At 66.9% G+C, this 10777-nt stretch carries 8 protein-coding genes; 2 read left to right on the plus strand and 6 right to left on the minus strand.

Annotated features, from left to right (window positions below):
* Positions 1 to 472, plus strand: a 472-nt coding sequence (locus VD972_RS45680) for a tetratricopeptide repeat protein (protein WP_414654226.1), incomplete at its 5' end; no start/stop codon positions are given.
* 695 nt (positions 473 to 1167) lie between these two features.
* The gene (locus VD972_RS43105; protein ID WP_324995543.1) at positions 1168 to 2679 is read left to right on the plus strand and encodes a serine/threonine-protein kinase; all 1512 of its coding nucleotides are present in this window, start codon (positions 1168 to 1170) and stop codon (positions 2677 to 2679) included.
* 59 nt (positions 2680 to 2738) lie between these two features.
* Here the strand turns inward: VD972_RS43105 and VD972_RS43110 are convergent, their stop codons facing one another.
* The 6 genes from VD972_RS43110 to VD972_RS43135 all read right to left on the minus strand — a co-directional run.
* On the minus strand, positions 2739 to 3836 hold the full coding sequence (locus VD972_RS43110; protein ID WP_324995545.1) for a trypsin-like serine protease: 1098 nt from the start codon (positions 3834 to 3836) through the stop codon (positions 2739 to 2741).
* Complete coding sequence (locus tag VD972_RS43115) at positions 3833 to 4762, minus strand: trypsin-like peptidase domain-containing protein (RefSeq protein WP_324995547.1); 930 nt, start codon at positions 4760 to 4762, stop codon at positions 3833 to 3835. Before VD972_RS43115 ends, VD972_RS43110 begins: the two co-directional genes overlap by 4 nt.
* A 353-nt stretch (positions 4763 to 5115) precedes the next feature.
* Positions 5116 to 6297, minus strand: a complete 1182-nt coding sequence (locus VD972_RS43120; protein WP_324995549.1) for an aromatic ring-hydroxylating dioxygenase subunit alpha — start codon at positions 6295 to 6297, stop codon at positions 5116 to 5118.
* Complete coding sequence (locus VD972_RS43125; protein ID WP_324995550.1) at positions 6294 to 7913, minus strand: GH3 auxin-responsive promoter family protein; 1620 nt, start codon at positions 7911 to 7913, stop codon at positions 6294 to 6296. The genes VD972_RS43120 and VD972_RS43125 overlap by 4 nt, the downstream gene beginning before the upstream one ends.
* 47 nt (positions 7914 to 7960) lie before the next feature.
* Positions 7961 to 8734 carry a hypothetical protein gene (locus VD972_RS43130; RefSeq protein ID WP_324995551.1) on the minus strand — a complete coding sequence of 258 codons (774 nt, stop codon included), beginning with the start codon at positions 8732 to 8734 and terminating at the stop codon, positions 7961 to 7963.
* A gap of 4 nt (positions 8735 to 8738) precedes the next feature.
* On the minus strand, positions 8739 to 10777 hold a 2039-nt coding region (locus tag VD972_RS43135), incomplete at its 5' end, for a CRTAC1 family protein (protein WP_324995553.1).

Here is a 10777-nt window from a genome sequence, read left to right on the forward strand (position 1 = left end):
GGCTCGCTCCCGCCATGATGAGGCGCGCTCCCTCTTCGAGCAGGCCCGGCCTCTCTTCCAGCAGGTCGGGTCCACCCAAGGCGAGGCCAACTGCATTCAAAGCCTCGGCGAACTCGCCATGGCTCGCTCCCGCCATGACGAGGCGCGCTCCCTCTTCGAGCAGGCCCGGCCCCTCTACCAGCAGGTCGGGTCCATCCAGGGCGAGGCCAACTGCATCCAAAGCCTCGGCGAACTCGCCCTGGCTCGCTCCCGCCATGACGAGGCGCGCTCCCTCTTCACGCAAGCCTTGTCCTTATACAGTGGCATTCCGGAGCCCTACTCCATTGGCCGAGCTCATCGGCGGCTCGCCCAGCTTCCTTCATCTCCTGAAGCACGTAGGCAGCATCTGTCGGCTGCCCGTGATGCCTGGCAGAGCATCGATCAGCCTGACCTGATTGCTCGGTTACGCCAGGAGTTTGACGACGACTTCTAACGAAGCCTCTGCCTTCGAGTCCGCAGGCCTGAGGCGACTGGCTTCAAAGCCCGCCTGGAGCCGATCCACCTCCATGCACTTGGGCACCGGTGCCATCGCCCGGCCTACCACCCAGCCCGGAAGCGTGAACGAGAGCCCGAAGCGGAGGGCCGAACGACTGGTGAGGATCGCTGCACTGAGTGCCATGTCCTACCTGGCCAGAACGCTGAGCTGCCACGGCCTACGCTCCGCCTGCTCCCTACCCGCCTCGTAGGCGGACATGGAGGACTATGGAGGTCTACACGTGTAGACCTCCGTAGGGGGGCGCCGGGGGCTACGGAGGTCTACACGTGTAGACCTCCGTAAGAGGGGGACCGGGGCTACGAAAGTCTACATATGTAGACTTCTGTAGAGGGCACCGGGGCTACGCGGGTCTATGCGTGTAAACTTCCGTAGGGAGTGCCCGGAACTACGCAGGTCTACACGTGTAGACCTCCGTAAAGGGGGGGCCGGGGCTACGCAGGTCTATACGTTTAGACCTGCGTAGAGGGCGCCGGGAATCTCCTTTCCCTGCACCCGTCTCCCGCTGTGGACTCCCCCGTCTCATTTCGTGGACGGTCCAGTCGCTTCATCCGAGGGTTCCCGAGGAAACCTCTGAGGTAGGATGGGCCGTCGGCGCGCAGCGCTGCTGCCCGGTGGATGCCAGGAGATGTCTGATGGGGACGCTGCATGCGATGGGGCCTTCCTTCCTCACTCGAGGCTCGGAGGTGGGTCCCTGGCGCGTCGTGGAATGGGGGGGCGGGGGCGTCTACGGCCTCGTCTACCGCGTCGAACGTATCGGGCTCGAGAGTGCAGGGCCCTTCGCCCTCAAAATGGCACGCTCTCCCCAAGACCCTCGCTTCGAGCGCGAAGGGCAGCTGCTCTCGCTCGTCCATCACCCCCATGTGCCGCAATTCCATGATCGAGGGGAGTGGCAGGTGCAGGGCGGCGTCTCCTTTCCCTTCCTCGTCATGGAGTGGATTGACGGTGTGCCGCTGTATCCGTGGGCCCAGGCACAGCCGCGCTCCCGCGCTCACCTGCTCCGCCTGCTCGCGCAGGTGGCCCGGGCGCTGGAGGCCACCCATGCCGTGGGCGGACTCCACCGGGATGTCAAAGGCGGCAACATCCTCGTGCGCAAGGAGAGCGCCGAGGCCGTGCTCGTCGACTTCGGCACGGGCACCTACCGCGGGGCGAGCCTCCTCACGCGGCAAGTGCCTCCTCCCGGCACTCCCCAGTACCAAAGCCCGGAGTCGCTGCGCTTCGAGTGGGAACACCTGAGCTGGCCCCTGGTCCGCTATGAGGCCCAGCCCGCGGATGACGTGTATGCGCTGGGCATGACAGCCTATCGGCTCCTCACCGGAGAGTACCCTCCTGCCTTGATGGACGTGGTGAGGACCGGAAAGGCCAGGCGCTTCGCTCACCTGCCCCTGGTGCTGCCCGAGCAGTGCAAGGCGGAGAGCCCGGAGCTGGCAGCGCTCCTCCATCAGATGCTCTCGGCTGAACCTGCGGCCCGCGACAGTGCAGGGGAGATGGCCCAGGCGCTCGAGCGCGCGGCAGAGACCGCCAGGCACCAGGAGCAGGATCCCCACCGCCACCCGGCCGCACCACGGGTCACCGCACGCCCAGCTTCGTCCGCTCCACCCTGCCCCACGCTCGAAGCGTCTCCCGAGCGCGCGGCTGCGCCTGTTTCGCCGCGCCCGAGCTTCGCAGCCTCCATCAGGCTGAGGACTTCACTCATCCCCTTGCACCAGCGTCCTGGCAGGGTGTCCTGGCTCGCAGCCGCAGCCGCAGTCGCAGTCGCAGCCGTGGTCCTCTCCGCTGGCGTGTGGTCGCGCCAGCAGCACTCACAGGGGCAGCGCTCCACGGCCGTGGCGAGAGAGACACAGGATCGCGGCACCGCGGATGCGGGGACTGCGGAGCTCGCGGACAGCGCGGTCTCCACCTCCGTCCGTGAGGCATCACCTGAGCCCGCACGTCGTGGGATCGGCCTCGAGTTCCCGAAGAATGCACTCCCAGGCCAGAGTCGTCCTCCCTGTGTGAAGCCAGAGGTCGAGATCAACGGTGGGTGCTGGTCCGGCCCGACGGACGAAGCTCCCCCTTGTAGCGCCCGCTCCTACGCGTGGAAGAACGGCTGCTACCGTCCCATCCTCGAGCTGCCGCCGCCTACCACTTCGGATCCGTCCGAATAGGAGCCACCACAGCGCGGACCTCGTGGCACTCGGTGCATGTTATGGGCTCGGCACGGCGGCTACGGAGCCACGCTTGTCGTGTCTCCAGTGAGCGCCGCGTCCGCTTTTTTCAATTCCTCTTTTATCCACTGCTTGTAGGGATAAACGCTTGTGAAGATGGACGACTCTCCGTCCTTCCATACCGCGCTCGCGATCCCAACGAGCACGGTGTCATCGGTCTGGCTGAAGCAACCTCCACCACTATCACCAGAATAGAGCCTGGGGGGTGGCCCATCTCCGCGCGGCTGTTTCCTGGTGAGGAACTTCACGCTGCCTGAAGGGATGCGCTCAATACCTATGACTTGGCTCTCGCCATAGTGCCGATCACCGAAGTCATTGGTGGTGCTGCCGTTGGCCCCAAATCCGTAGCCCACCATGACGACCCTATTGCCGAGTTGAATCTCAGCATCTGGTAGTCTGGCGGTGCGGAACGATTCCTCCACGGGAGCAGCCAGACGAATAATAGCAAGATCGGCCTCTCTGAACCACGTTGTCCCCGCCGCGTCCTCCACGATGAGAAGTCCAGGATGTGGGCGAATGGCCGCCCCACGGTATTCAGTGCTCGTAGCCTTGGACTTAATGTTTGGCCGAGGAGGCAAGTACTCCACAAACTTGACATCCCCTTCCGCCGCGCAGAGTGTGGCGTCGAGGACAGTGGCGGCATTCTTCACGACTCTAGCCTTGAGATTGTCCAACTCTCTCTTCTCGGACTCTGTCTTCCCTCGGGACGGAAGAACCTCATCCAGTCTCTTCCTCAGTGCCGCTCTGCTCTCGTCCGTGGAGACGCTCCGTCTCATGCACAAGCAGTGGCCCGCGGTCAGGACGTGACTGGAATTCATGAGCACTCCGCTGCAAACCTCTGAGCCATCCACTTTCTTGGCGTTGGTCCTGATGGCGACATTCGAGGCATATACGTTCATGGCATCCAGCGGCCCTGGATGCACGGTTGAGATACTCCCGCCCGCCATCTCCATGAAGGCGCCCTCTGGGAGGCGTTGCGGCAGTGACGAGCTTCTGGAACACCCACCGCCCAAGAGAAGCAACGTGGTAGACAACCAGAGGGCAGCCCGCGATGGCTGGTTGCGCGGCAGCGAAAGGTTCGCTTCGTAGGCCATCATGGTGCGGGGGTCCTTGGGAAGGTTGCGGCACGGATCTTCTCCCGCAGCCACGCTCTGTGAAAGTGGATGCTTGTGAACGTGGCTGCATTGCCCAGTCCCCGGCTTGAGACGCCAACGAGTCTCTGTTCGTTTCCGGCTTCACGCAGACACGGGCCGCCGCTGTCATTCTTGAAAAGAGGCAGCTCCGGTTGTTCCAACACGACCCGCTCGTATTCCGGCCTGATGAAATCAACAACCTTGCTCTTGCTGAAGCGGCGTTTCTCGAAGGTGCTGCTGCCAGGTCCAGCATAGCCATAGCCGACTGTGATGACGGTTTCATTTACGCCGACTTCGGACTCCGCCAGTGTGACGGGCGGTAGATCCTCGGGCACTGCTGCATCCAAAAGTATTACAGCGAGATCCGCATGGCTTGAGGCAATGTCACCTTGCTTGCCGAGGATGATCCTGAACTCGGGGTGGACTTGGATTGTCCCGGTGTAGTCCTCGGTGAGGTATCGGACCGCCCCCATGCGTCGCGGAGGAAGGTAGGTCACAGTCTTTACGCTCGCGCTCTGTCCGCATGCCGAGCTGTCGAAAACGCCCTCGCCCTCCGAATCAGAGCTTGAGAGCTTGTGTTGCATGCACACACAGTGCGCCGCTGTAAGAACGAGCTGAGGGGCAACAAGGACGCCATTACATCCCGCTTCTGTTCCCGAGGGGACGCGAGTCGTGATCATCACAGCGGATGAGTACTTGTTCTTGATGTCGATCTCGCCGTCCAACAGCGGCAGCGGCTTGCGAAGAGGCTGTAGCCCTTGTTCCTGAGGTATTTGCAGGGTGACTCCCGTCTCAGGATCCCGCGCTGCGCAATCCGAGCAACCCGTGCAGAAGCAGAGGAGCGTCAGCATCAATAAGATTGGCGAAGGCGAGGTCAGCAGGTGAGGCATTCGATCACTCTTGAGGTTGCGCAGAGTTTGGTGACCCTACCACGCGCCGCATGCGCCGTGCGCTGGCCTCTGGTCCGCTATGAGGCCCAGCCTGCGGATGACGTGTATGCGCTGGGCATGACAGCCTATCGGCTCCTCACCGGAGAGTACCCTCCTGCCTTGATGGACGTGGTGAGGACCGGGAAGGCCAGGCGCTTCGCTCACCTGCCCCTGGTGCTGCCAGAGCGCTGGAAGGCGGAGAGCCCGGAGCTGGCAGCGCTCCTCCATCAGATGCTCTCGGCTGAACCTGCGGCCCGCGACAGTGCAGGGGAGGCGGTGAGAAGCAGTGCTCAGCCCGAAGCCATGTCTCCTGCTCAGATCCAGAAGACGATGTCCCGCTCTTCGTCGCTGGGGCCTGTGCCCTCGCAACCCTCGCGCAGCCAGCGCCGGTAGGCCTCGATGTCCGCGTGGAGCAGGTCCGCCTCCGTGCTCTTGAAGATGCCGCCGCCCGGACCGTTCAGCAGCCCCTCGCGCTGCACGCGCATGATCTCCACGTCCTGCCGGATCACCTGGGTCGTGTACCACTTGATCACCGGCGCCAGCGCCCGGCCCACCACCCGGCCCGACAGCTCGAACGGGAGCCGGAAGCTGATGGCCGTGTAGACCAGGCTGTCCGTCGGTCCAATGGGTGTCACCTGTGAGTTGATGACGAAGCCGTGCTCTCCCCACATGTAATCCACGCGGGTGATGTTCGGGACGAAGTAGTGGTCCGTGTGGAACAGGGGCAGGCCGCGTGGGTTGAAGATGCGCCCCAGGCCGCTGACCGTGTCCTGCTCCTGCTTGTAGGTGACCAGCACGCTCCCGCCCGAGCGCTTCACCGTCGCCGGCACCCGCTTGCGCGCGCGGTTCCGGAACCACTTCGAGTGCACGAACACCGTGTGCGGCACGTCCATGAAGTTCTCGACGAGGTTCGTCACCCCGTTCTGGAACCTCGTCACCATGAAGTACACCGTCCAGTCCGCGTGCCCCCAGTACGGCACCCGGAATGGCTCGGCTCGCGCCTTCGACACGTCCTCGCCCATGAAGACGAAAATGAGCCCGTCCTGCTCCCGCGCCTCGAAGCGCTGCAGCCGCCCCAGCTTGCACGGCTCTACCGTGAGCCCGGCCTTCGTATGGCCGCGCTCATCGAGCATCTCGCCCCGCTGCGACGGCCCGAGCGAGGGCACCTCCACCACGTTGCCCGCAGCGTCGTACACCCAGCCGTGGTACGGGCACCCCAGCTTCCCCTGAAAGGTGTCCCCTGCCGATAGCCGCGCGTTGCGGTGGAGGCAGCGATCACGCAGCGCCGCGGGTCTCCCCTGCTCGTCCCGGAAGAGGACGATGTTGATGCCGAAGATCGTCCTCGCGAGCGGCTTCGCCGTCGTGAGCTCGGGCGAGCGGCACGCCACGTACCAGTAATCCTTGAGCGCGCCACAGCGGGCCAGGTCTGCCTCCGCCTCCAGATCGACGGCCAGCACGGGCTCCGCAGAGGACGGGAGGTGCAGCGGGTTCCTCACGAGGTGGCTCCCGAGGTGAAGTGCGCCGTCCAGCCAGGCTGGCGGTGCAGGTCCGTGGGTTTGATGTCCCCAGCCCGTTGGCCCAAGGCGATACAGCGCGCCTCGTAGCGCCGGGTGCCCTCTCTCACGCGCACGGCTCGCACTGGGCCCAGCTGTCCCAGCTCCCGGGCGTAGCGGTAGTGGAAGCCTTCCCGCAGGGCGCGCTCAGTCGTCTCAGCGGCCTCGGCCAGGCGCGCATCCGGAGCGTCCGTCTCCAGGAAGAGGTGATAGGCGGGTGGCGCCTCCCACTCGGGAGCGAGCATCGCAAACCGAGGCCTCGCACCCCCAAAGAGTGGCGGGAGCGTGGCGTCCAGCACCGCCGTCACGCGGGTGGCCGCGAGCTTCTCGCCCACGAGATCACTCACGGCATCGGCGCGGCCCATGAAGCGCAGGCACGGCGTGGCACCCACGAAGCCCTCCACGCGCATGAGATCTCCCAGCCGGTAGCGCAGCAGCCCTCCCGAGGTGGACAGGAGGACGACGTACTCACGGCCTCGCTCGAGCTCATGCGCGAGGCGTGGCCGTGCCTCCGGCCGCTCCGGGTCGGCGAACTCGTAGAAGTGGCTGCGCACGGCGAGCACAGGGGCAGGCGCATCGAACAGCGGCAGGGTGACGACTCCCTCGGTGGCCAGCAGCCCCTTGCCTTGGAGCTCGACACCCTCGAAGCGGCGCAGAGCCGGTCCCACGGCATGCGCGGCCTGGGCATCGGTCCACATGCTGAGCAGCGCGAGCCGTGGCCAGAGCACCTTTCCACTCAGGCCTTCCTTCAGGGCCTGGCGCAGCACCCGGGCTCGCTCGGGCTGGGGCGCAAAGCGCAGCCGCGAGAGGACCGCTCGGACCTCCTCGTCGGACTCACGGCCAGGAGGCCGGCACGTCCCGCGCTCCAGATCCTCCGCGAGCCGCTCCCCGTGCACCTCCAGCGCATCCATGAGGAGCGTGAGGAAGCTCGGGTTCCACACGCTGATGAGCGCCAGCTCCTCACAAGCCACCAGGAACCACAGCGTCACGTACCGGCAGCTCTCCACATCGGGCAGCCGGGCCACTGCCCCCGGCACGGCGAACACCCGCGCCAGCAGTGGCTGAAGGAACCGCGGGAAGTACGCGCTGTCCTCCACGCTGCCCACGGGAATTCCTCCCGGCGTCCTCCCCTGCTTCCGCCCGATGGGCGAGATGGACCAGTAGCTCGGCCCCGCGCGCACAGCAGGGCGCCGGTGGAGCAGCTCGAAGAGCATGGGCGCCAGCGCCTGGTGGAACTCGCCCAGCAGTGCGCGGGTGACAGGCACCCGCTTCGAAGCGCCCGACGAGCCTCCAGACGGCTCGAACCGGACCACCGGCGCTCCCGTCAGCACGCGTGGCTCACCCGCGGCGAGGCGCTCCACGTCCGCAGTCACCGAGTCCGGGGTGGACAGGGGCACGGCGTCCTGGAACTCGCCAGGCTTCACGAGCCGCTCGAAGCCCGGAATGCGCCGGGCCTGCTGACTGCCCGCCACGGCCCGCAGCACCCGCCCGAGGCACTCTGCCTGAGCCACCTCTGGCCGCCGCAGCGCCCGGTGGAAGCGCAGCGCCGACGGAGCCATGGCCGCTCGCAAGCCCCCGAGCAACAGCGCCGATGGAACCACGGCCCTCATGCCCGCGCACGCACCCCGATCAGCCGCAGCCCACGCCGCGTCAGGCCTCGCACCTGCTTGACGAGGATGCGCCCCACCGCCAGCGCCAGATCTCTCAGCCGAACCTCCGTGAGGCACACCAGCTCCTCGCCGTTCACGTGGCCCGGGTTGCGCTCGGCGAAGAAGGCGATGTGTGGGTGCGCGGCAGCCGCCCGATCGATGGGGGCGATGCCATCCCGCACGCGGTAGTTCTGCTCCTGGAAGCGCAGGATGCCGCGCTCCGCGTCGTACTGGCTCCCGAACCACCGTGATGCCAGCTCGCGCATGAAGGTGACGCGCTCGGCGGGTGGCTCCCAGTCATGCCGCGGGAGGGTGCGCGGGAAGTTGTTCACGGACAGCAGGTAGGTCTTGTACCCGCCGCTCAGCAGCAGCCACAGCAGCGGGCGCAGCGGCCGGCGCAGCCTCCGCCACGTCGTGAAGCGGGCAAACTGGACCTGCAGCTCCTTCTGTCCCCAGTGGTCCGGGTGGATGACCGTGTCCCCCGAGTACACGAGCTCCACGGCCTGCCCGCCCATGAGGCCCTCGGCGACGCGCAGGGTGCTGAACCCCATCAGCTCTCCGGTGCGCCGCAGCTTCAGGAGGATGACGTACTGCTTCTCCTCGAGATCCTTCGAGAAGCGCTCGGCAGACACGCCGGCGTAGCAGAGCTGCATCAGGGCGAGCATCTGCGCGCGCTGGAGCTCCGTGAGCTCATCGCGCCGCACGATGGCCCCCTTCAGGGCCGACAGCATGCCGTCATCTCCTTCCCTGCAGCGCCGTGGAGCCCGGCGGCTGGCGGATCTCGTGGTAGCGATCGGCCTCGAGCTGCAGCGTCTGCACCTCCCCGCCGTGCCAATGGAGCGTGGCCGTCACAGGGCCCGCGTGCCGCCCCAGGCCGAAGTGCATGCGTGGATCCGCCGAGGCGGAGAAGCCGCCCATCAGCCCCACCTCCTGCACCTGCTCCACGCGCCGGCCGCCCTCCTCGTAGGAGAGGACGACGCGCGTGCCCACCGCCGTGCGGTGCGTGCGCTCCCCATCTCCCACCAGCGTGAGCCCCACGAAGTGCGCTCCCTCGGGCACCGAGGCCCCCGGGGTGCGCAGCGTGTTGCGGTACACCGAGGCCGGGCCGTGCTGGTTGGTGATGATCAGGTCCAGGTCCCCATCGTTGTCCAGGTCCGACATCAGCACGCCGCGCGAGTTGTCCGGGTCCTCGACGCCCAGCTCTCGCGCCACGTCCACGAAGTGGCCCGGCTTCGCGTCGCCCAGGTTGAGGTACGCGCGCCGCGCCTCGTTCGGGTAGATGGTGCGCCCGCGGATGTCGCCCCACTGGTCCGCGTACGTGTGCATCTCGGGCCCGGACTGCATCAGCTTGTGGTTGATGTACCAGTAGTCCTTGCGCGCCCCGTCCGGCAGCAGCTTGTCGTGCCGGTCATCCACCATGCCGTTGGCCTGGACGATGTCTGGCCACCCGTCATTGTCCAGGTCTCCCGCCGCCGCGCCCCAGCCGAAGCGCCGCTCGTTGAGCGCACCGCGGAAGGTGGCCTCGTCCTTGAAGCCCGGCACGAACGGATCGCCCTCGCCCGGCCCCACCATCCACAGCAGGCTGCCCTCGGCCTGCAGCGCGTGGTGCACGTTGGACACGTACACGTCCAGGTACCCGTTCCGGTCGAAGTCCGCCACCGAGGCGTTCATCCCCTTGTACGTGTCCTTCCCCACCTCGCCGAAGAGCCGGCCCGCGATGCGGCGGAAGTGCTTGCCGCTCTCGTTGAGGTACACCTCGTCCGGCCCGAAGTCGTTGGCGATGTACAGGTCCGTCCACCCATCATGGTTGAGGTCCACCGTGCTCGTCGCCAGGGACCAGCGCGTCTCCGTCATCCCCAGGGCCTTCATGTCCAGCCGCTCGAAGGTGCCATCGCCCCGAGCGCGGTAGAGGTGGTTGAGCCCTCCGTTGTCCGCCTGGTGCCAGCCGTCGTGCATGAAGCGGAACATGCGCCGATCCCCGGGGTACTCGGGCGCGGGCAGCTGGAAGAGGTTGAGCGGCGTGGGCTTCTCGTAGCCCGGCAGGTGCGTGGTGAGCGCGTTGGTGACGAACAGGTCCAGCCGCCCGTCCCGGTCGTAGTCGAAGAAGGTGAGGCCCAGGCTCACCGAGTGGTCCGCGACACCGGCCGCCTCGGTGACGTCCTCGAAGCCCGCCTGCCCCGTCTCGCGCAGCTGGTTGCGCAGCAGCCGCGAGGGCCCGAAGGCCACACCGATGGCCAGGTCCTGGTCTCCATCCCCGTCGTAGTCCACGAAGGTGGCGGTGCCGGCCAGCCCCTCCTGCACGGAGCGCTGGGCGAAGCGCTCCAGCGCGGGCACCTTCACCCGCTCGAAGCGGAGATCGCCCAGGTTGCGGTAGAGCGCGGCTCGGTACTCGTCCTTCTTGAGCGGGTGCGAGAGGTACAGGTCCATCAGCCCGTCCCCGTCGAAGTCACCGGCAGCCACGGAGTCGCCCACGCTCAGCACCCACTTGGAGATGTGGGCCACGCGCGGATCCACCCGCGTGAGCACGTCCCCCATCTCCGAGCCGAGCCCCGTGTGCGCCGCCTCCATCCGATCCATGTGGAACGGCAGCGGGCGCGCGGCGGCGGAAGGAGCCGCGGCGACGAAGTAGGCCCCGGCCAGCGCAGCGCCCAGCCCGCCCACCACGCCCACGCGCTTGAGCGGCCCTGGGGAGAAGTAGCCGCGCAGGGACTCGGCGGGGCCTCGGCGCCAGGCCGCGCGCGCGTGGAGGAAGAGGAAGCGCACCGTGGCGCACG

The sequence above is a fragment of the Hyalangium sp. genome, from assembly GCF_035629615.1.
Lineage (GTDB): Bacteria > Myxococcota > Myxococcia > Myxococcales > Myxococcaceae > Hyalangium.